The sequence below is a fragment of the Psychrobacter sp. PAMC 21119 genome (genome assembly GCF_000247495.1).
Taxonomy (GTDB): Bacteria; Pseudomonadota; Gammaproteobacteria; order Pseudomonadales; family Moraxellaceae; genus Psychrobacter; species Psychrobacter glaciei.
This window is the reverse complement of the sequence record NZ_AHVZ01000031.1, coordinates 1-22047: the sequence shown is the minus strand read 5'-3', so window position 1 is coordinate 22047 and position 22047 is coordinate 1. Positions and strand designations below refer to the sequence as shown.

At 44.9% G+C, this 22047-nt stretch carries 19 protein-coding genes; 7 read left to right on the top strand and 12 right to left on the bottom strand.

Annotated features, from left to right (window positions below; genetic code table 11):
• Nucleotides 1–163: 163 nt before the first annotated feature.
• Together RH96_RS11015 and RH96_RS11010 are read right to left on the bottom strand one after the other, a co-directional pair.
• Complete coding sequence (locus tag RH96_RS11015; RefSeq protein ID WP_010200919.1) at nucleotides 164–1372, bottom strand: phosphohydrolase; 1209 nt, start codon at nucleotides 1370–1372, stop codon at nucleotides 164–166.
• Between the two features lie 245 nt (nucleotides 1373–1617).
• Nucleotides 1618–3072 carry a Do family serine endopeptidase gene (locus RH96_RS11010; RefSeq protein ID WP_051000747.1) on the bottom strand — a complete coding sequence of 485 codons (1455 nt, stop codon included), beginning with the start codon at nucleotides 3070–3072 and terminating at the stop codon, nucleotides 1618–1620.
• Nucleotides 3073–3731: 659 nt separating this feature from the next.
• Between RH96_RS11010 and RH96_RS11005 the strand changes: the two genes are divergently transcribed.
• Nucleotides 3732–5963, top strand: a complete 2232-nt coding sequence (locus RH96_RS11005) for a cation:proton antiporter (protein ID WP_010200916.1) — start codon at nucleotides 3732–3734, stop codon at nucleotides 5961–5963.
• Nucleotides 5964–6341: 378 nt separating this feature from the next.
• Here the strand turns inward: RH96_RS11005 and tmk are convergent, their stop codons facing one another.
• Nucleotides 6342–6974, bottom strand: a complete 633-nt coding sequence (gene tmk / locus RH96_RS11000) for a dTMP kinase (RefSeq protein WP_026037305.1) — start codon at nucleotides 6972–6974, stop codon at nucleotides 6342–6344.
• A gap of 165 nt (nucleotides 6975–7139) precedes the next feature.
• Nucleotides 7140–8435, bottom strand: a complete 1296-nt coding sequence (gene mltG, locus RH96_RS10995; RefSeq protein ID WP_010200914.1) for an endolytic transglycosylase MltG — start codon at nucleotides 8433–8435, stop codon at nucleotides 7140–7142.
• Nucleotides 8436–8604: 169 nt separating this feature from the next.
• On the opposite strand from mltG, the gene RH96_RS10990 reads away from it, so the two are divergent.
• Nucleotides 8605–9369, top strand: a complete 765-nt coding sequence (locus tag RH96_RS10990; RefSeq protein ID WP_010200913.1) for a DpnI domain-containing protein — start codon at nucleotides 8605–8607, stop codon at nucleotides 9367–9369.
• Here the strand turns inward: RH96_RS10990 and RH96_RS10985 are convergent.
• Both RH96_RS10985 and RH96_RS10980 read right to left on the bottom strand, forming a co-directional pair.
• Nucleotides 9366–9860 (bottom strand): hypothetical protein, encoded by a 495-nt coding sequence (locus RH96_RS10985; RefSeq protein ID WP_010200912.1) that lies wholly within the window; start codon nucleotides 9858–9860, stop codon nucleotides 9366–9368. The two genes, RH96_RS10990 and RH96_RS10985, sit on opposite strands and share 4 nt — an antisense overlap.
• A gap of 59 nt (nucleotides 9861–9919) precedes the next feature.
• Entirely contained in the window at nucleotides 9920–10486 is a 567-nt protein-coding gene (locus tag RH96_RS10980) for a hypothetical protein (protein ID WP_010200911.1), read from the bottom strand.
• A 155-nt stretch (nucleotides 10487–10641) separates the two neighbouring features.
• On the opposite strand from RH96_RS10980, the gene RH96_RS10975 reads away from it, so the two are divergent.
• Complete coding sequence (locus RH96_RS10975; protein WP_141629748.1) at nucleotides 10642–10839, top strand: DpnD/PcfM family protein; 198 nt, start codon at nucleotides 10642–10644, stop codon at nucleotides 10837–10839.
• On the opposite strand, the gene RH96_RS10970 is transcribed toward RH96_RS10975, so the two are convergent.
• Complete coding sequence (locus RH96_RS10970) at nucleotides 10836–11834, bottom strand: aminotransferase class IV (RefSeq protein WP_010200908.1); 999 nt, start codon at nucleotides 11832–11834, stop codon at nucleotides 10836–10838. The genes RH96_RS10975 and RH96_RS10970 overlap by 4 nt on opposite strands.
• Before the next feature lie 15 nt (nucleotides 11835–11849).
• Nucleotides 11850–12524 carry a hypothetical protein gene (locus tag RH96_RS10965; protein ID WP_010200905.1) on the bottom strand — a complete coding sequence of 225 codons (675 nt, stop codon included), beginning with the start codon at nucleotides 12522–12524 and terminating at the stop codon, nucleotides 11850–11852.
• Nucleotides 12525–12900: 376 nt separating this feature from the next.
• Between RH96_RS10965 and aroE the strand changes: the two genes are divergently transcribed.
• Entirely contained in the window at nucleotides 12901–13761 is an 861-nt protein-coding gene (gene aroE, locus RH96_RS10960; protein WP_026037303.1) for a shikimate dehydrogenase, read from the top strand.
• An 81-nt stretch (nucleotides 13762–13842) separates the two neighbouring features.
• Here the strand turns inward: aroE and RH96_RS10955 are convergent, their stop codons facing one another.
• Complete coding sequence (locus RH96_RS10955) at nucleotides 13843–14982, bottom strand: FUSC family protein (RefSeq protein WP_010200903.1); 1140 nt, start codon at nucleotides 14980–14982, stop codon at nucleotides 13843–13845.
• Between the two features lie 405 nt (nucleotides 14983–15387).
• Between RH96_RS10955 and RH96_RS10950 the strand changes: the two genes are divergently transcribed.
• A complete protein-coding gene (locus RH96_RS10950) occupies nucleotides 15388–17208 on the top strand; it encodes an acyl-CoA dehydrogenase C-terminal domain-containing protein (RefSeq protein WP_010200902.1) in 1821 nt (606 codons plus the stop codon).
• A 151-nt stretch (nucleotides 17209–17359) separates the two neighbouring features.
• Complete coding sequence (locus RH96_RS10945; RefSeq protein WP_227500964.1) at nucleotides 17360–17827, top strand: hypothetical protein; 468 nt, start codon at nucleotides 17360–17362, stop codon at nucleotides 17825–17827.
• Nucleotides 17828–17881: 54 nt separating this feature from the next.
• On the opposite strand, the gene RH96_RS10940 is transcribed toward RH96_RS10945, so the two are convergent.
• Entirely contained in the window at nucleotides 17882–18256 is a 375-nt protein-coding gene (locus tag RH96_RS10940; protein ID WP_010200900.1) for a 5-carboxymethyl-2-hydroxymuconate Delta-isomerase, read from the bottom strand.
• 70 nt (nucleotides 18257–18326) lie between these two features.
• Nucleotides 18327–18815, bottom strand: a complete 489-nt coding sequence (gene ybaK / locus RH96_RS10935; RefSeq protein WP_010200899.1) for a Cys-tRNA(Pro) deacylase — start codon at nucleotides 18813–18815, stop codon at nucleotides 18327–18329.
• Between the two features lie 293 nt (nucleotides 18816–19108).
• On the opposite strand from ybaK, the gene plsB reads away from it, so the two are divergent.
• The gene (plsB, locus tag RH96_RS10930; protein WP_010200898.1) at nucleotides 19109–21886 is read left to right on the top strand and encodes a glycerol-3-phosphate 1-O-acyltransferase PlsB; all 2778 of its coding nucleotides are present in this window, start codon (nucleotides 19109–19111) and stop codon (nucleotides 21884–21886) included.
• A gap of 99 nt (nucleotides 21887–21985) precedes the next feature.
• Here the strand turns inward: plsB and RH96_RS15385 are convergent, their stop codons facing one another.
• A complete protein-coding gene (locus tag RH96_RS15385; RefSeq protein ID WP_413540231.1) occupies nucleotides 21986–22045 on the bottom strand; it encodes an IS3 family transposase in 60 nt (19 codons plus the stop codon).
• Between the last annotated feature and the right edge of the window lie 2 nt (nucleotides 22046–22047).

The following is a 22047-nucleotide window of genomic DNA, read 5'->3' as shown; positions in this document are numbered from 1 at the left end:
TATGCGTGGCGAAATTGTCTAACCTAGAACGACTAGGCGTCAAAAATTTCACTGCGTATTGTCTAAAAAATAGCCACTGCCAGTTCCACATTTGAATGTTCAACAGACCCTAATAGTTAGTTTAGCGTAATTATGAAACTGGGATAAATGCTTTTGAGTCGTTTTAACGAATCGTCAACACATCGATAGTCGGACGATACAAGCGAAAAGGCAATCCTCGAGTACCCACTCCGCTACTGACAAATATCTGCGCGCTACCATGCTGATATAAACCGCGCTGCTTACCCATCCGGCTGCTATCCAATAACGACGATTGATTGTCTATACGGCGAATATCTTGCTTTTTTTGCGCCTTTAATATGTTTTTCTGTATCGCTTTAGCAGCCCCCGTTATCAATAGTGGTCGCGGCTGTAGCGATTTTGGTAAGTCGCTAATACTATCAAATCGTGACGCAAGGATAATGACAGGTTTAGTCGCCTGCGCGATTTCGGCACTGAGCGCCACTTTACTGGGTACCTGCAAAGTTTTGGCATCGCTCGATTGTTTTGGAACATCTTGCCAACCACAAAGCACCGCCACGACTGGATTATCCTTTGGGTTTGTTTGTGTACGGGTATTCGGGTGACCTTTAATGGAGCTTGTTTGATTTGCTCTTGATCGACCGTTGCCAGTTTGGGCACATTTAAGCGGCAACGACGTACATTGCTGTCCAATATAATTGATATCAAGCACATCAAAGGCACTGGCCAAGGTATCTTTCAGTAGTGGCTGACCTTGCTTGGTAGTATTAATCGACTGATAACGCAAATCCGAGGTACTCATCACCGTATAAACGGGTTTGTTTACTCCCTTAAACAGCATCAACTGCCCCACCAAATCTGCACTCGGGTAATAGAGCCAGTCACCTGTAATCAGCACTGCATCTGCTGACAGCGCATTGATGGTAGCGACAAGCTTGCGAATATGACGCGGCTTGCCACTATATAAGCCAATACGCAAATCTGCTAATACCGCTACTGTGAGCGGGGCTGACAAGTCTAAATCAACCGCATGATGCTGTACGCGCAAACAGTTGGGCTGCACAACGACAGTATAAAAGTACAGACCCATCGCGATGGTAGCCATCAATACAACGCTCGGTGACAATTGTGCCAGTAAAGGCGTCACCTCTTGTACTCGCCCAATTACCAACAGTAACGCCCAAACTGGCATGGTATAAGCAGCATAATATAGCGTCAATTTTGACCAAATACGCAAAAAGCGTTTTGTGGGATTGGCATTGAACGTCTGTAATCCTGACCACAAGATGATATACGCTAGCAATGCTGCCGCTGTCGTGATGCTGAGCGTATAAAAAGCGTGGTCAGTCATAATTACCTAGCTGTATATAGAGGTATGAATAGTCGTTTGTGCAGTGGTCAATTAATGTTGTTCAATCAAATCAGCGCCCAACTCAATGTCGCTTAATCAAAGTTAAATCGAGCAATAGCATATCATCAAAATCAATCGATAAAAAAATCAGCCATTATAGAGGTCGCGCTCTATGATAGACAAGTATAATTATCAACGCTTAGTGAGATACTTCATTTAAGCATAGTGGATTGACTATATGGTGGCTATTCAATGCGCAGGCCGATAATACCGGGGATGCCTTGGCGCATGACTTCAATCGTTACTACCCCTTTTTTGGGAAGTGAGGAGATAGCGCTGGAGAAATCCGTGACCTTCGCAATCGGCTTTTGGTGAAAGTTGGTAACGATATCGCCAGCGAAAATACCTGAACGAGCGGCTAAGCCAGTCGGGTCGACGGTCGTGACCAATATGCCTGTTTTGTTGTCAACAGCTAGCTCTGCCTGCTCATCTGGAGTCAAATTGCGCAGACGTAAGCCCAGTTGTATCTCATCGTCTTGCTGTGAGCCGCTTTGCGCTCGGACATCATTTGGCGCATACGTTAGCGTGCCTTTTACCGTCATTTGCTTGCCATCACGCTGAATCTGAGCACTGAACGGATCATTGGGTCGTGCCCGATTGAGCAGATTCAATAAATCTGCGGCGCGCATAATCTGCACATCATTATATTGCAAAATAATATCGCCTGATTGCAGACCTGATTTTTGTGCTGGTGAGTCTGGTGAGACACGTGTAAGCAGAGCGCCTTGTGGACGAGCCAAGTTATACGCTTCGGCCAGATTGCGATCGATGTCTTGAGGATAAATACCCATATAGGCACGCGCGACTTCACCATTGGTTTTTAGCTGCTCGTAGATATCCATCGCCGCGTCAATGGGGATAGAAAACGACAAGCCCATATAACCGCCCGTCCCACTAAAGATACGTGAGTTGATACCGATAACTTCACCGCGCTGATTGAATAAAGGTCCACCTGAGTTACCCGGATTTAATGCCACGTCGGTTTGAATAAAAGGCACACTGGTCTCACGTGAAAAACTGCGTGACTTGGCACTCACGATACCTGCGGATGCCGAATAATCAAAGCCAAATGGCGAGCCAATCGCCAATACCGGCTCACCTACTTTTAGACTGTTTGAATCGCCAATCGGTAAGGCTGGGAACTGATTACCCACAACTTTGAGCACGGCCACATCTGAGCGCTCATCGCTACCCACCAAGGTCACATCCAGCTCGGTTCTGTCATTAAGAGTCACGGTGATTTTATCTGCTCCAGCAACCACATGATGATTGGTCAACATATAACCATCAGTGGTGACAAAAAAGGCAGTGCCATAAGCGTGTTCAATCGCGGGCTTCGCTGCTTGATCTGGGATACGCAAGCGATCCCCGAAGAACTGACGTAGCAGCTCGGCGGTTTGTGCTTTGGCAAGCTCGTCTTCACTGACCGTTTTGGTGACATTGACCCGTGCCACCGCTGGCGTCACTTGCTGTACTAAGTCAGAGAAGTCAGCAGTGGTGACCGCTGCTTGTGCCTGAGGCATAGTGGCTGCATTAATACCTATCGCCATTACCGTGCCGATAGCCAGTGCCAAACTGCTACGTTGCAACCAACGCTGCATACGAATAGTGGGTTGCGCTTGAAACATATTGATAGGCATATTGTCTCCATATGAGTGGTTATTATTGTTAGCAACAATATTATCGCTATTATCGCCATAATAGATAGCAAGCTTGTATAAATTTATAGGCATAATCTATAGCAATAATTTATAAGGAACAGTTTATAAGCAACCATCTTGAACGCTGGTCAGCTTATTACTATTACTTGCCTGCCAGTTTGTATCGTAGCGATGGGTAAGGATAATGACGTGAATATAAGCCATTTTGATACCGCGTCGTCTTATCCCCTCGATTTCGTAATCTTTTATAGCGCGTTCACCTAATCATGTGTCAGCGCAGAACGATGGCGCGCGGCTATCACGTCAGACAGACCCTTGACATATATAAAATAAAATCATGATATGATAACAAGCCTAATAAATTTTTTAGCAAACAATAGTTAGCCATATCAGGCAGCTAGGAACTATACACTAATCGAATTGGCTGTTAACGCCCTTATTTTCCATCTTTTGCGCTTCTAGAATTTTTTTATTTATCTAGAGACGCGTTTGTCTTTACTACTATATAGTATATATATCATCCATGATTCATGATGGCTATGGTTATTATTAATTTGCCGTTATAAAAGGTTTTGGCCGCTAACGATAACCCACTTTAATAGCTAGACAGCATCACAAGATTATAAAAGGATTAATTTATGGATACCGCCCTATTATTATCTGGCGTGGTTGGGATCGGCATTGCCGCCCAATGGTTGGCTTGGTACTTAAAGCAACCGTCCATTTTATTTTTGTTACTCATTGGCATTATTGTTGGACCCGTACTCGGCGTTTTCGACCCTGATTTAGTCTTGGGCGAGCTGATGTTCCCGTTCATCTCTTTGGGCGTGGCGATTATTTTGTTCGAAGGCTCACTGACCCTTGAGTTTGATGAAATCAAGCAACACGGCACGGTCGTACAGATGCTGGTGTCGGTCGGGGTGCTCATCACCATTGCTATCGTCGCGCTGTCGACTTATCTATTGTTCGATGTCGATCCATTGATTGCGCTGCTGTTCGGGGCGCTAGTATGTGTCACTGGTCCAACGGTGATTATGCCGTTGTTACGTAGTGTGCGCCCCAACAAGACCATTTCCAATATCCTCAAATGGGAAGGCATTATCATCGATCCCATTGGCGCTATCGCCGTGGTATTGGTGTATGAGTATATTATCTCTGGTGGTGAAGCCAGCAGCATATTGCTATTTGCCAAAATTGTCGTGCTTGCAACGGCTCTTGGTATGGCTGGCGCATGGGCATTGGCGTTCTTAATGCGCCGCCATATGGTGCCTGAGTTTTTACGCAATGTCTTTACCTTAGCTTTTGTTTTGGTTTTATTCTCTGTCTCCAACCATTTAGAGCATGAGTCTGGTCTGCTAACTGTCACCGTCTTGGGCGTCGCACTGGCGAACTGGCCCAAGTTCCCACGTGAGACTATTTTAGAATTCAATGAATCTTTAACCGTTCTACTCATCTCCGTCCTCTTTATTATTCTTGCGGCACGTGTGGAGCTGGCAAGCTTAATGAGTGTGGGCTTTGCAGGCTTGGTGCTACTCGCTATCGTGATGTTTGTGGCGCGTCCCTTATCGGTCTGGGCATCTTCTATTGGCTCAAACCTAAAGACCAATGAAAAGCTAATGATCAGCTGGATTGGACCACGTGGTATCGTCGCCGCTGCTATCTCATCGCTGTTTGCGATTCGCTTGCAAGAGTATGATATTCAGGGCGTTGAGCTGCTCGTCCCTTTAGTATTTATGGTCATCATCGGTACGGTCATGATTCAGGGCTTGGGTGCAAAAGTAGTGGGCAACTTACTTGGCGTGCGTGAGCCTGAGACCAATGGTATTCTTATCGTTGGCTCCAATCCAGTCGCGTTGCTAATCGCAACCTCCTTAAAAGACCAAGGCTTCGATGTCATCGTCGCTCATAATAACTATACCAATATCGCCCGTGCGCGTATGAGTGGTCTGCGCACCTATTTTGGCAACCCCATCTCCGATCATGCCGACCATCATCTTGACCTTATCGGTATTGGTCATCTATTCGCGATGAGTATGGATAAAGAGATGAATACCTTGTCTGAGATTCATTACCGCCATGAGTTCGGTGAGCGCAAGCTCTATCGCCTCAAGTTCAGCGATGAAAAAGTAAAAAGTGAGCGCGATGATAAGCAGTCAAACTTTCATTCGCAGTGGTTGTTTGGCAAAGACGTAACCTATACCAAACTTGCTAGTATGCTGTCCAAAAAAGCCCGTATTAAAATCACCAACATTACGGACAGCTATACGTTTGAGCAGTATAAAGCCGACAATAAACAATTTGTGCCGCTCTATACCCTAGACAAAGAAGGCAAGCTGCAAGTCATCACTGATAAGTTCGAAGGATCAGTACCACGTGATCGCAAGCTGATTTCTCTGGTCGTTGATGATGAAGTCCAGCCAAAGCCAGTGGACGTCACGCCAAAACAAGAGCAAGCCCGTGCTGCCGCAGATGCCAGTTTTGAAGCCAACTCTAAAGCGCCTGAAAAGCGTAAAGAAAAAGAGATGGTGGAAGATATCGCTGATACGCCAGAGCAAGAGCCATCCATAGCGGTTGATAAAGAGAGTGACGCAGCGAAAAAAACCGTAAAGGCTGAAATAGATAAACGTCAGGGAGCGGAAGCTAAAGATGTCTCTACTAGCACAGTCAACAAAGGGGTGATGGCAGATAACTCAACGGCAACGTCAAAAACCAGTAAATCGACTAATAGTAGTACAAACGGTAATGGTAGTGCGCCCAAGATAAAAAGTGGTGCGCTCGACCCTAACCGCCTACCCGACTCAGATCATGACAATACCACCAACAATGTGAAGGTGAAGGATTCGGTAAAAAAGGATGCGGATAAACCATAAACGCTATAGTCGATTCAATTTAAAAGTAGTACAAGGCAACCGAGTGTAGATGTATATGTGATACTTCAAGCGAGGTTAACACTGTAATACTTTTATAGTGGAATGACTATATTGTCTGAAAAGCTAATAAGCAAATTAAAAGCCCTCATACTGATTATGAGGGCTTTTTTATAGGGCACTAGTTGACGATGTTTGGCAAGATTTAGCCCATTTAGATGACTATAGTCAGTGCAAAGTAATATCGAACCATCACGCACTGCTGATATCAATTTCTTGCTTGCTGTGCCTGTGCAGACAGAGCAAGCAAGAAATTAATATCAACAGTATCGTAGCGTTTTTGGGGTATTTTGACTATATCGAGTGAATTGAAGACACGCCCTAGCTAAGATGAAATCTTGTCGCAACCGCTTGCCATACTCTAGCGCTGACCTCTCCAGCACTACCTGAGGCATCGATACGCTGGATACGCTCAGGGTGCTCGGCTGCGAGCGTACTAAAACCTGTATGCACCCACGTAAAAAACTCAGTCGCCTGCTGCTCAAAACGATCGGCAGCGCTACGTTTATTGGCGCGTGCCATGCCTTCTAATACGGGCAAATCCAACCATAAAGTCAGCTCGGGCAACTGGGTAACGAACTGAGTGATAAGGGACTCAATTTTGGCTCGTACAGTAGCGTCACCATGCGCACGCCCAAAGCCTTGATAAGCAATGGTAGAGTCGGTAAATCGATCACATATCACCCATGTTCCCTGCTGTAGTGCTGGCAAGATTACCTGCTGCATATGGTCGCAGCGCGCTGCAAACAATAACAACAGCTCTGTGTCGTCATTGATCTCCGTCGCCGGATCCAATAATATCTCGCGCAGACGCTCTGCAAACGGGCTACCACCTGGCTCACGGGTACGCAAATAGTCGATACCGCTATCTTGCAAGCGCGCACATAACTGCTCGATGGCAGTGGTTTTACCCACGCCTTCAGTGCCTTCAAAACTGATAAAGCGCCCTTGCATGGGCGTTGTATCCGTAATATCAGTCGTGGCTTGAGTTGAATTGGTTTGCAACAAGTTGGCTGGTATAGATGCTGACATGATATGACCTTATGTCATTGATGAGCACTATATGAATTTTTATAGCGCTCAGTAAATGATAGGTTTTATGGAAAGTAAAGCGATGGTTTACTGCGGCGGCGTTTGAGATTTTTTCTCACGCATGACGCTCAGGTATTCTTTTACCGCCTGATTGTGTTCAGCCAAGCTATTGGTGAATTTGTGCCCACCATTTCCTGTCGCCACAAAATACAGCGCTTCACTATCCGCTGGATGTAAGGTGGCTTCGATAGAGGCCGCAGACGGTAGCGCAATCGGTGTGGGCGGCAGACCATCGATTTGATAGGTGTTGTAGGATGTTTTTTCGTCGATGTCTTTACGGCGAATGTTGCCATCGTAGCGACTGCCCATGCCATAGATAATCGTCGGATCGGTCTGCATGCGCATCCTTTTATCCAAGCGATTTTTAAACACCGCTGATACTAAGGGACGCTCTTCTGCCACGCTGGTTTCTTTTTCGATAATAGAAGCCATTACCAGCGCTTCATAAGGACTCTTATAAGGCAGGTCAGGCGCACGATTTTCCCACGCTTTGGTCAACGCTTGCTGCTGACGCTTATACAAATCCGTCAATACCTGCTTGTCACTGGTGCCCTCGCCATAATAATAGGTGTCAGGCGCAAACCACCCTTCAAGATTATGATTGACGATAGGGTCATTACTGTTGGTCACGCTCTTTGGCAATATACCGACCAAGTCCAGTCCTTGAGCAATACTGGCGTTACTAGCATCACCGCTGCCCGCTATTAGCACTTCTTTTTTGATATTGTCATTATCACGTAGCGATTGATATAAGTCTTTGGACGTTTTACCTTCGATAATTTGCACTTTTACCATTGCCGCTTTGGCACCCTGCGCGAGCACTTGTAGCGCCTCAGCGATGGTTGGGTTCTCTGGTAATTGATAAATGCCTGCATGTAATGGTGCATCGACTTGCGACTTAATATAAAGCTTGGCGACACTAGCAGAAAACAGTGGTGTCTGCTGTTGCCACTGCGGCAGCAATCCGTAGTAGGTCTGACCTTGCTCGATCGTGACCATCTGCTGCGGCTGCTCAATCCGTCCAAACAGTGTCTGGTAGACTATAACTAAGAGAAACGCAGCAATCAGCCCCAGCACAAGCAATACTTGATAGCCACGCTGCATAAAGAACGATTGATTGTCCACTTTATATTGACGCGGCTTAGTCTTGCCACTGATGAGCGAGATATCCGTTGCCGGCGCTTCCTCGCCTGCGGCCTCATCCACGACTGGCTTGGCATCCGATGGCGCTCTAGCGATGCGCTCGTCAACAGCGCCCTCTTGCTCATTGGATGGAGTATCATTAGGACGTTCAGGAGGCGTTTCAGGTGTTGGATTGCTCATGGCAACTCGCAAGGCAGAGGTTTGCTAGAATTTAGCACTGAACCGTGCGCTTTTCAATGGTATTTGCTTAGCTTATGAATTAACTTAGTGTTTAGATTAAATTATATGGCTGAATATTCCTGCGCTTTTATTGATATTTTTGTTTTGTCTACTACAACGAAAACTTATTATGAATCTACATTTCAACCAACCTCTCGCTGCAAACTATCAATCTGAATCCCAAAGGATTCGTGTACTCAGTGAAGATTGGGTCGCAAACCAAAGCTATTGCCCTAATTGTAATGCCGAACCATTGGTTGAATTTACGAACGGCAAACCTGTCGCTGATTTTTATTGCTCAAACTGTCATGAGGAGTATGAGCTAAAAAGTAAAAAGGCAAAATTGAGCAACATTATTAATGATGGTGCTTATGACACTATGATTGAACGTATTAATAGTGACAATAATCCTAGCTTTTTCTTTTTGACCTACTCTCAAGAATATAGAGTGAATAACTTTTTAATCATTCCTAAGCAGTTCTTTCAGCCGGACATGATTATAAAACGCAAACCATTATCCGTTACTGCCAAACGCGCTGGTTGGGTTGGCTGTAATATTGACTTGCGTAAAGTGCCTGAGTCGGGGAAAGTGTTTTTGGTCAAAGACCAGCAAGTCATACCACGCGATAATGTCACCAAGCAATTTCAGAAAACCTTGTTTTTACGCGAGCAATCTATCACATCACGTGGCTGGACATTAGATGTTTGGCAGTGTATCGATAGGCTGGATGTGAATTTCTCTCTCAATCAGGTTTATGCTTTCGCTGACTTATTAAAACTCAAACATCCCGAAAACAACCATATAAAAGATAAAATCCGTCAACAATTACAAGTGTTACGTGATAGAGGCATTATTGAGTTTTTGGGTCGTGGACATTATCGAAAATTATATTAAATTTGATTATCATCCCAAAGTGGCAAATAAGCGCTTGCCACCAATCGTTCATAGAATTTGTGCGGAGGATAGTCCATTTCCAACTCATCATTTACTTTAAAAAAAGTGTCCATATTGTCTTTAATACATTTAGAAGATTTGTTTTTTACCTGTTTATTCCAGCCTATTAATAGTTCTAATGGCGTACGAGAAGCCTTGGTAAAAGCTTGTCTTTTTACGGTAAGCGCACACATCACAAGCTCATCATGAGGCAGTTTATCTACGCCTTGCTCTATGACTTCTTGGCGGATATGCGCATACTTAAATACCCCACCAAATGCTGTATATTTTTTATCTTTCTTAGAATAAACAATACTGAATGCTATCTTCGAATAACCAGCTAAGTGAACAATTTCATCAGGGTGTTTTTTTGCTTTACGACATATTTCATTAAATAGCATTAATCGGCGGATTTGTAGTGGGATACGTTTTTCTTCATAGGTAGTACGCATTTTTTATCTCCTGCTAAATAATCTTTAATCAGATACGATTGATTTCTACGTATTTTAAATTATATTAAACGTTTCTCATTGAAGCGTTCAGGTTTTGGCTGCCCTTTATTATCACGGTAGACGTCTGCGATTAACTCCTCTCTATCGTCCCATAAAGGTAAACGTGCCGTTGCAACGAGACGGTCATGAAACTTATGCGGTGGGTAGTCTGAGTCAATTTCATCATTAATCCGAAAAAACACTTCTTCACGATAATCGACGTAAGCGTGCATTCTATTTTTAACATAGTTATTCCAATACCAAACTAGCTGGATAGCTGTGCGCGCGGGCTGAGTAAACTGCTTTAAATTGACTGTTAGTGCACGCGTGACTGGTTCGTCGTTAGGAAAAACTCTAATACGTCGCTCGATAACTTCCTCTCTTGTTTCTGCGTACTCAAACACACCGCCAAACGCAATAAACTTTTTAAAGCCTTTCAAATACATAACACCGAGCGATAATTCCGTGAATCTTGATAAGTGAATAATTTCATCAGGTTGTTTTTTTGCTAATTTGCAAATCTCATCAAAAATTAATAGTCGACGGATTTGTAAAGGTATACGTTCATCTTCGTAGACGTAGTCCATGGATTTCTCTCCTTATCAAATCACTATCATTGATCGATTTTCCTTATCGCACAAGGCTACGTAACAAAAGACGATCACTTCTTTTTAAGCGCTTTTGCTAACCTAGGCTATATGAATAATAAAGAAATTTTGATAAAGATATATTGGGAACAGCGATGATGAAAACTGATAAGAAATTGAAGAGAGTTTTTCAGATAGAAATTGTCGAAACGTTGAGTAATATCGTGGAGGTTAACGCAGAGAACGAGCAAGACGCGCTATTAAAAGCACAAGATATGTATCGCAATGAAGAAGTCGTTTTATATCCTGATGATTTTCTTGACACCAAATTTAATATTTTTAAATACGGTTAAACTGATTCAAAACCCACCACTTCACCCGACAATAACGTCAAACTGCTCATTGGCATGATGCCGCGTAACGCATTGCAAAAGAACATCTGGCTCAAATGGGGTAAATCCTCATCTGATAACGACCTAATGATAACCGGCTGTTCTGCGCTGGATAACCCATCGATAAGCACTTGCCGCATTACGCCAGCGACACCCGATTGCGCCATCGACGGCGTATACCATTGACCAGCGCTTAGATAATTGTTGTTTTTAGGATGTGGAGAATTGGAAGATTTTGCGAATGGCGATTCTGATAATTGATAGAACACATTACTCATCGTCCCTTCAACCCACTGCCCGCTCATATCACGCAGCAGCCCCTCACCGATATTGGGTTCGGCACTCGCTGGTAAATGATTGGCTAATAAAAAGGGATTGGATGTTAATGTTTGGGCTTTAACGCGTTGTAGCTCAGCGCTTGCCAGTACATTATCCAGACGATTGAGACTTTTGAGTCCGGCAAGCGGTGGCGGTAGACAGGCGAGTTGTGAAGACAAGCAAATGGCTGAAGTCATTAATTGCAGAGGAACTAGGCATCCATTCGGTAGACGTAGCTGATCAGCAGTGGCGATAGGCATGGCGGAAGACTTGAGCCAGACCTCGCAAGCACTACCGGATGTACTTGGCGCATAACCATAACCACGGACATCTTGCGCCGCGCGGGTGACGATAAGCTTAAGCATACCTTGCTGCAATTGCTTGGCCTGTGTCTGCAAAGTGGCTAATAGCGCTTGGCTATCGATATCGAGCTGTAGAGCGTCGGCATGAGAGTCAAGGCGCTGCTGATGATAATCCGACCACAGTATCAACCCATCGATGACGCCCATAGTAGTAAAAAAGCCATCACCGTATGCCAGTCCGCGATTGTCTAATAGCATTGTTAACGCTGTCCCTGCTGCGTTATCGCTAGCCTCGCTTAGAGGTTGCAGACGTATCCAGCTGTTAGACGGCGGCATGATAGCTCCCACCATTTAGCTATTGTCTGTTTGAGCAGCAGCTTTATTAAGCACCAGCATACAACTATAAAACTCACATTTCGCCAGCTCTATTTTTTGCCCACCGATGGTTTTATCTTTAATAATTTGACCGTTCAGCATATCAGCGAGCACTTTGCCACCGTCATCACCCATCAGCTGACGCGCTAGCATATAGGATTTTTTGGCATGATTTTGACTGAGCTCTTTTTCTTTATCAGAGTCAGTTGGATTGGCATAATACCAGCCAAGTTCCAGATATTTTTCGGAATCGATAATATCTAAATAAGGCGCATCGGTATTCATAAAGCGATACTTAGAAGCTGGATTACTGGCATAGTCTAAGCTGTTTTCGTCGGTACTCACCACTTTACCAAAGGTCGCTTTGATGCCATCTAGCTCATCAACCGTGATCGGCTCTACTTGGTCAGCGCCCCATGCCAGCACATCGTATTTTACTGGTGTGCCTTGCTGAGCAGTCGCGCCATCTAAATCAGCCGTGTCAGTCGGAGCGGTCTGCGTAGAAGTATCTGTGGCGGTCTGCTCGCTAGTGGTTGCCGCGCCAGCCTCTGGATCTTGGGCGTCTTCTTTGGTGCTATCACAGCCACTCAACGTCACGCCAACTGCCATTATCATACTGACCATCAGGGTCTGTAGGTTATTATTCAACATGGACAATGTACTCACACTTTTAGATTGATCTCAAAATAGTATTAACGAGCTGGCAGATACGCCACTGATAATGAAGAATGTTTTATTAAAAAGCTTGGTGATAACCTAGCAGTTACTAGCGCATATTGATATCGATTTTTATGCTCACTAGTTTACCCAACTGCTGAACGCTTGACTACCCTTTACGTTACGGATACCGCTCCCAGACAGTACAGATTTGTTAAAGACCTCACGTTTTAAACCCCTATGTTCAATCGTGTATTTGTCGCCTGACCGCCCTATTTGTCAAACATAGCGTTATCCCTTATGATGAATGGGTTTGAACGGTTATCAATCTGACTCCTTCATGCCCTTACTGCCAGCGGACTATTTATTTATGACCCAGCACTTTATCGTTATTGGCAATCCGATTGCCCACAGCAAATCTCCTGAAATACATACGCTATTCGCCTCGCAAGCAGGCATTGATATTCGCTATCAACGCCAGTATTGCCCCGATGATGCAGCCAGCTTTGCCGCGGTCGTCGAGGCATTTTTTCATGGTGGCGGTGTGGGTGCCAATGTGACGGTTCCCTTTAAACAAGTCGCTTATGCGTGCTGTCAGTCGCGTGGTGGCCTATCAGAGCACGCCAAAGTCGCTGGTGCGGTCAATACGCTACTGCTCAATAAAACACTATTAAACAGTGGCACGCCAATATCAGAGGCGCTGTACGGCGATAATACCGATGGGCAAGGATTGGTCAATCATATCACTAGCTTAGGCTGGCCGCTGGATGGTGCTCGCGTTGCCATCATTGGCGCTGGTGGTGCCGCGCGCGGGGCAATATTACCTTTGATTCAATCCGGTATCGCAACACTCACAATTGCCAATCGCACAGTGGGCAAAGCCACCGACTTGGTCAACGAGCTTAGCGCTGCCAGTACGTCTATTAGTCAGCAGCAGATTACCACTTGTACGACTAGCGAGTTGAGCGGACAGTTTGACATTATTATTAATGCGACATCGATTGGTCTATCAGGCGAGACCTTGCCACTGAACGACGCGTTAAACACGCGATATGCCTACGATATGATGTATGGTCGCACTCTACCGTTTTTAGAGCATTTTTCGGCACGTGGGACGCAGACCTCAGACGGTTACGGCATGCTTATCGGACAAGCGGCGCTAAGCTTTGAGCGCTGGACGGGTCACAGCATCGATGTCGTACAAGCCACTAAAGCTCTCAACGCCAAATAAATCAGACCGTCATTTATATGCTGCTTTGAACCATAAAGGCGTATGAAGCCGAATCAGACAATTTTGTCATACGCCTTTCATTTATTCTTTCGTTGTTTGACCAAAACGCGCGAGCAGCCAAGCTTCTATTTGTCGTAGCGGCACACGCAAACGGCTTGAGTGTATGGCCAGACCACCGCTAAGCCCCACCACGCAACCAATCGTAGTATCAAGCATACGCACACGAATGATCTCCTCAGCGACAGGCGGTACCAGCGACATGCTGCCATATTCAGCGATAAATATCGTCAGCGGCGTGATAAATACCACTGCCAAGCCGTAATGGCGATCGACCAACGATTCGATACAGAGCATCATTATAAAAATAGCGATCGCAACGCCCCATATCGATAGACCCCACGACAGCATCCAACTCGCCACCGCCATTCCCACTAATGTACCGAGTAAGCGATGCATTTGTTTGATCCACATCGTGCGTAGCTGCATGCCTTGAATAATGATAAAACAGCTCACAGCCGCCCAGTAGGGATAAGGCATCTTTAGCAATATCGCGATGGCCAACGCCAAGCTCACAAAGCTGGCCACAATGAGACTGTCGCTAATCATGTCCGATTCATAGAGATAAACGGGCGCAGGCACAGTAGGACGCGTCGCTAATAAAAACAGACTATATAACAGCGCTAGTAACATCGACATACCACCACCTAACATCACTAGCCCTGTCGCTGATAGCACTTGCGCCAACGGCACAGGAATAAATAACGCGATCGCCCCTGCCATCATCACAAACAACCCTGCCGGTGGCGGCTGTCGATAGTAACGACCCAACATGACGATGGCAAAAGCAAGCAATGCAAATACAGGCAATCTGAGCACAGGTATCTGCTGAGCGATCAGTCCGAGTGCAAAGCTCAACACCATGGCAAATCCCCACGCCATGACCGTCACCAAACGATACGGTAGTGTGCCTGACAACGGCAAGTTGAGGATAATCATCGCCCCCAGCGAAGCCTTAATACCTGAAGACAAAGCATCAAAATATGCACCGACGAACACGGGGAAGCTAATGGCAATGGCAGCGATAATCGGCATATGCCATGGTCTTTTGCTGCGATTAACTGTTAACAAATGCGGCAGCTCACCCAACACTAACGACTTAATATAGGCAAACCGTTCTGCCAGCCAAGTTATCCAACTTGCATTACGCTTTGATGCGCTCATAAATCGATTTTCCTCTTGCCTCGATATTGCGCCGATTGATGGAACATTGTCTTTCTTACTTTAATTTGCACGATGTTTGAATGAAAATGACTCGTAATGCTATTATTTAAGCGTGAATATTTTACCAACACATAACTTAATTTAATATATAATAATACGAATTATGAATATTAGTTATAAGTTATATATTTGTCGTTATAGAAGTCTTATACTTGGATAACTATCATAATAGTTAACTTTTATTAAGTAACACTTAGCGACTGTCATCACAGACGATATTTTAATAAGTTTAACTCACCATCTACAATATCATTCATTTGTATCAAAATAAGCAAACATCCGCTCGAATAAACTCTGGTTTTCAATCCTAAGTCTACGACAGCGAATTAACCAAAGAGACCGACTATGTTAACTTACAAAGCACCTTTACGTGATATCAAGTTTTTAATAAATGATGTGTTCGACTATCAAACGCATTATAAAAGCTTAGACAATGGCGAAAACGCTGATCCTGAAACCGTTGATATGATTCTTCAAGGTATGGCAGATTTTGCCGAAAACGTCTTGGCACCTTTATATCAGCCAGCTGATGCAGAAGGCTGTCATTTTGAAAATGGCGTAGTCACAACCCCTAAAGGTTTCAAAGACGCTTATGACCAGTTTGTAGAAGGCGGTTGGCAAGGTATTTCTTATCCTGAACAATACGGTGGTATGAACTTACCGACTTCATTGAACCTAATCAAAGCTGAAATGATCGGTACGGCGAACTGGCCATGGGCAATGTATCCTGGTCTATCTACAGGCTGTATCAACACCATTATGCAGTATGGTACAGATGAGCAAAAAGAGACTTATCTACATAAATTGGTCGAAGGCTCTTGGGCAGGCACCATGTGTCTGACTGAACCACAATGTGGTACTGACTTGGGTCAAGTAAAGTCAAAAGCCATTCCACAAGATGACGGTAGCTACAAGCTGGGCGGCACCAAAATCTTTATCTCAAGTGGTGAGCATGACTTAACAGATAACATCATTCACATTGTGCTAGCACGTCTACCGGACGCACCAGAAGGCACACGTGGTATTTCATTATTTATCGTACCGAAATTTCTGCCAAATGCTGAAGGCGAAATTGGCGAGCGCAATGGCGTTTCTTGTGGTTCTATTGAACACAAAATGGGCATCAACTCATCAGCAACTTGTGTCCTAAACTTTGATGATGCGGTCGGTTACCTCATTGGTGAGCCAAACAAAGGCTTAAAAGCCATGTTTACCTTTATGAACACCGCTCGTATCGGTACTGGCATCCAAGGTTTGGCGCACACTGAGCTGTCTTTCCAAAACGCCCTACCTTATGCGAGAGATCGTCGCTCAATGCGTACGCTGTCAGGGACTAAAGATCCTGAGAAAGTAGCCGATGCGATCATTCATCATGCCGATGTCCGTCGTATGCTATTGACCCAAAAAGCCTTTGCTGAAGGTGGTCGTTCAATGATTTATCATTCAGCGCGCTATGCAGATAAAATGGCACAAGGCATCATCAATGGCGATGACGAAGAATTTGAAAAATGGGATGATAAGCTTGGCTTCTATACGCCTATCCTAAAAGGCTTCTTGACTGAGCTCGGTATTGAAGCCGCTAAACACGGTCAGCAAGTCTATGGCGGTCATGGCTATATCAAAGAATGGGGCATGGAGCTTATCGCTCGTGATGCTCGTATCGCGACCATGTACGAAGGTACGACTGGTATTCAGGCACTTGATTTGCTCGGCCGTAAGGTTATCTTGCAGTCTAAAGGTAAAATCATCCGCGATTACACCTCAAGCATCATGAAATGGTGTGGCGAGTATGCACTTGATAAAGACATGCGTAAATTCGTTTGGGCATTGACCAAGCTTTGTGCTGAGTGGAATACCTTAACGGTTCGCTTGATGCTAATGGCTCGTAAAGACCGTGAAATCATCTCAGCAGCATCAGACGATTTCTTGATGTACTCAGGCTATGTCATGATGGGTTATCACTGGGCACGTATGGCGGCTGTCGCTTATGACAAGCTTGAAAATGGCGGTACAGAATCACCAGAGTTCTACAAAGCCAAAATCCAAACTGCTGAGTTCTACTTCGATAAGCTATTGCCACGTACCTCAGGTCACGCCGAAGGTATGGTTGCACCAAGCAGCAGCATGACTGCCATGAAAATCGAAAACTTTGCTTTCTTAGATTAAGATTTAAGTTTAAAAACAAATTAATCAATCATTGATAAAAAAAGCGCCTATTATTTAGGCGCTTTTTTATGCTTAACTAAAAGTCAGAGAATACTAGATCTGGAAATAATAGATAGATAACAAACTCAGTTAGGAGGCGATGATGTTGTCCATGAATAACAAGAGCACTTTGTTAACCGCACGAGTGATAAAAACGCTGTTGCTGAGTGCCACATTAGTAGGCGTTAGCGCGAATAGTGCGTTGGCTAAAAGTAGCGACACCCCTATTCAGTTTGCTAAAGGTGCTATCAGTAGCACGGTAACTGGTCAGCTAAAGCCTAATGAAGATGAGCGCTGGTATCGTTTTCACGCCAACAGTTGGCAATATGCCATCATTAATATTGCACCACTTGCTGGTACGCCTGAGACTGCCAATGTCGGTGTGCTGCATATGCCCAATGGCACACAAGATGGCATCAAAGGCGGTATCATTTATCAAGGCTGCTTGCCTGCCACGGGGACTTATCGATTGCGCATTGCTCGTAATCTGATGGCCACCCAAGGTCAAACAGCAGGTTATAGCGTTGAAGTGATTGTCTTACCTAAGTATGCCAGCGAGTCACTGTGCGAGTATTTGTAGATTTATTAAAATACGAGTAACGGTAAGGCGCACGGCAAATATTGATTACTAATATCAGTCACCAAGCATTTTTTTATGATAGACCGCACTAATCTTTTCAACTTCCACGCATATCTGCAATGCTGAACGTCCCGATTGCGCGGTGCTCAATTGATTTTCTATCGTTGCGACCAATAGCTCTGCCAACTGATTGCGAACGGCAATATCGCGTCCTGTCATCATTTTTAGATGCGCGTAAATAAATCCATTGGCCTGCTCATCATCTTCCACACCCACCAGAAATGTTTGGATGGGTAGGATGCGTGCTTTGATATCAGTTTGTTGTTTGAACTGGCCACTGTCCCATAGCACTTTATTGAGCGACTTGAGCAATGATTCTTCATGAGCAATACTGACGTTAGGCGTCACTTGAATGGTTAAATGCGGCATAAGTCTATCCTTAAAGAAGTGTGAATAATGAGTGAGAATTTAGTGTCCATATCAAGTCTGAGTTTAACCATTAGTCATCGGTAATATCAGCAAAACAGGCATCAAGGGTGGCAGCCAATTGTGTCGGTGGTAATTCAATCTCTAACCCGCGGCGACCCCCGCTCACATAAATGGTTGGCTGCTGTTCAGCTGACATATCGATGACGGTCGTCAAGCGCTTCTTTTGTCCAAGGGGACTGACCCCGCCCAGTATATAACCTGTACTACGTTCGACTTGCTTAGGGTCTGCCATTTGTACTTTTTTGCAGGTCATCAATTTATGAGCCGATAAGGCTTTGGCCATTTTTTTGAAGCTCAGCATTTTGTCCACTGGCAAAATAGCCACTGCCAGTGAGCCGTTGTCAGTGGCTACCACCAAAGTCTTAAAAACTTGAGCTACTGGAATGCCCAGTTTTTCGGCAGCTTCCAATCCATAAGAAGCGGCATTACTGTCGTGAGTATATTCGTGCAGCTGATAATCAAGGCCGCGCTGTTTGGCAAGTTTGATAGCAGGAGTCATAGGTATTTAACTTATGGTTATGTAATTGAAATAAATGAGAGTAAAGATTGGGGCGTGTCCTCAATTCAACCGATAGCGATCTAAAGTTTGATATTTAGTAGTAGTTTACGCCACTATATCATTGCGCTAAAGCCTTTATACTTCAAATAACTAAGCATATCACCCAGTATTTAACGCTCGAAATGGTCACCAAATCGTATTAATATTAGCAGTATATACAGACACAATATATCGCTTTGATGGCTTTTATGGCATCATGAGGGCAATACAATTTACTAATTTTGATATCCATTATGATACCCAGTTTCTTAAAGAATAAGTTCCTAAAAAAACGGATTTTTAAAGCGCCAGTCGCGACCGATAGCCAGTCAGCAACAGGCAGCGATGCAGCAACCGATGACGCTGCAATTGCGACCAAGCCTTACTCGAATGCGCCCATCAATCAGCTATATCGCAAGGTATCGGGTCAACTGCTCGATATCGCTGTTAAGCCGAAGCTGTTGGGTGAGTTGCCAGAGTTTGATACTGACGATCAGACGCTAAGATTTTATGTGCTGCAAGATTATTCGCGCTCCAACAGTATTTTGATCGATTTGCAGACGCAAGAGCACAATCTGCCACCAGCATTGGTTGGGGTAAATGACGTCGCCCATAATATTAAAGAAAATGCGGCCATCATATTTTTGCATCATCCCCATGCCAAAGACAGTCAGCTATCGCCGCGCCTTTCTCGTTTGGTGTCTGCTGTTTTACAGTATCCAGAGCTAAAAGTGCGTTTGGTGCCGGTATCTATATTGTGGGGACGCGCACCTGAGAAAGAAGATTCCCTCTTTAAGCTTTTAACGGCTGATAACTGGGAAGATCCCAGCATTACCAAGCAGTTATTTAATATTGGGGTGATGGGACGCGATACCTTTGTCCAGTTCCATCCACCGCAAGACTTGCGTGCCCTTATTAATGACAATCTTAAAGGGCACGTAGAAGGTCCTGCTGTCTTTGATTCTATTGCCACTGATTCAGTCAATTCAACTACTGATGGCACCAATGAGGCGGATACCGTACCAAGTTATGCGTTGGTCGCAGCTGCCGATGGCAATCGTGAAATGGTGCGCATGCTGCAACAACAGCTCAAAATCTACCTAGACAAGCAGCGCGCCAGTATGCTCGGTCCTGATTTATCAGATCGACGCAACTTGGTCGATAAGCTGGTCTATTCACCAGCGATTAAGCATGCGATAGAAGCTGAGGCCGAAGCATCGGGGATCAATGTTCGTGACGCCCGCAGCCTCGCGAAGGGCTATGCCAATGAAATGGTAAATGATTACTCTTATCCTATCATTCGAGTATTCGACCGCTTCTTAACGTGGTTGTGGACACAGTTGTATGATGGCGTAGAAGTACACCATTTTGAACGAGTGCGCGAGTTGGCAACGGATCACGAAATCATCTACGTGCCTTGTCATCGTAGTCATGTTGACTATCTGCTACTGTCTTACGTTATCTACAAACGTGGTCTGAGCATCCCTTACGTTGCAGCAGGTGATAATTTAGATGTGCCCGTCTTAGGCCCACTATTACGCGGAGCGGTGGCGTTTTATATTCGTCGTAGCTTCCGTGGTAATGCGCTTTATACCGCTGTGTTGCGCGAATATATGCATACGCTTATTACTCGTAATACGCCAATCGAGTACTTCATCGAGGGCGGTCGCTCACGCTCAGGTCGTCTGCTACCACCAAAGATGGGCATGCTGGCAATGACAGTACACAGTCAGTTACGCCAAACCAATAAGCCAGTGGTATTCATTCCAACTTACATCGGCTATGAGCGGATTATGGAAGGCGGTACTTATGTGGGCGAACTAAAAGGCAAGCCAAAAGAGTCTGAATCTTTAATCGGCTTACTCAAAGTTGGTCGTAAAATTGAGCGCATCTTTGGCAATGTCCATCTAAGTTTTGGCAAACCGCTTCACCTTAGCGACTTTATGACAAAATTCGATGTGGCAGCCAATAGCTTACCGACCGATCGCACTGATACGCCACTCGATGTCAAAACCAGCGCCATGGTCGACAACATCGGTGTAAAAATCATGCAGCATATCAATAAAGCTGCGGTGGTCAATCCCGTATCGTTACTGTCATTAGTGCTCCTGTCTGCTCCCAAAGCGGCACTAGATGAAGATATCTGCCGTGAGCAAATCGCGCTCTATCAAGGTCTTGCTCAGCAGCTGGCTTATTCAGAGGATACAGTTATCACTGATATCAGCCCGCAGCAGATTATCGATTACGGGGTCAAACTCAAATTGATCGAACGTATTCCACATATTTTAGGCGACATCATTCAGGTCGCAGACAAGCAAGCAGCACTGCTTAGCTACTTCCGTAATAACATTTTGCATGTCTTTATTCTGCTATCATTCCTAGCCGCCTTAGTCGCGCGCAATGGACGTATCGAACGCAGTCGTTTGGATAATATTGCCGAGCAGTTATACCCATTTTTACAAAGTGAGCTGTTTTTATATTATCCAGCACATGGCTTAGCCGAAACGCTCAACAAAAAAGTAGATAATCTGCTCAGTCATGGACTGATCGTCGAGTTGGGTGATGGCGTACTTAGCGTCCCCGAGTCCAATAGCAAATGCTATCAGCAGCTACAAGTGCTTGCGACACCAGTTGAGCAAAGCCTTGAACGTTACTTTATGACGCTTGCCCTCCTTGCTCAACAAGGCTCTGGCAACTTGACTGAAAACGAAGTCGTTGATCTGTGCCACTTGCTCGGTCAGCGCTTGTCTGTGCTGTATGCGGATGACATTCCTGACTTCTTTGACCGCGCCTTATTTACTAGCTTTATTAGCGCCTTGACCCGCCTTGACTATCTACAAAAGGACGATGAAACGGGCATACTGACCTTTGACCACCGTATTCATGACATTGCGCATCATGCCAAATACGTGCTAACGCCTGATATGATGCAAATCTTGCAGCAAGTCGCCAGCTTAGACGAAGAGGAAATTACCCATGCGATTACTGAGATTAGTAATAAAAAGCAGCGTAAATTTGGGCGCAAGCGCTAATCTCTAGCTGGAATTGATTTATAACCAGTTATCTTAAGTAAATGAAGCACAAAAAAGACCTCTAACGATGAACTGACCCCCGAAACTTGGACGGTTTAATTAAAGATAGGACTGAGCTCTGTATTGTACAGGGCTCAGTCCTTTTAGTTTAAGCTGAATTC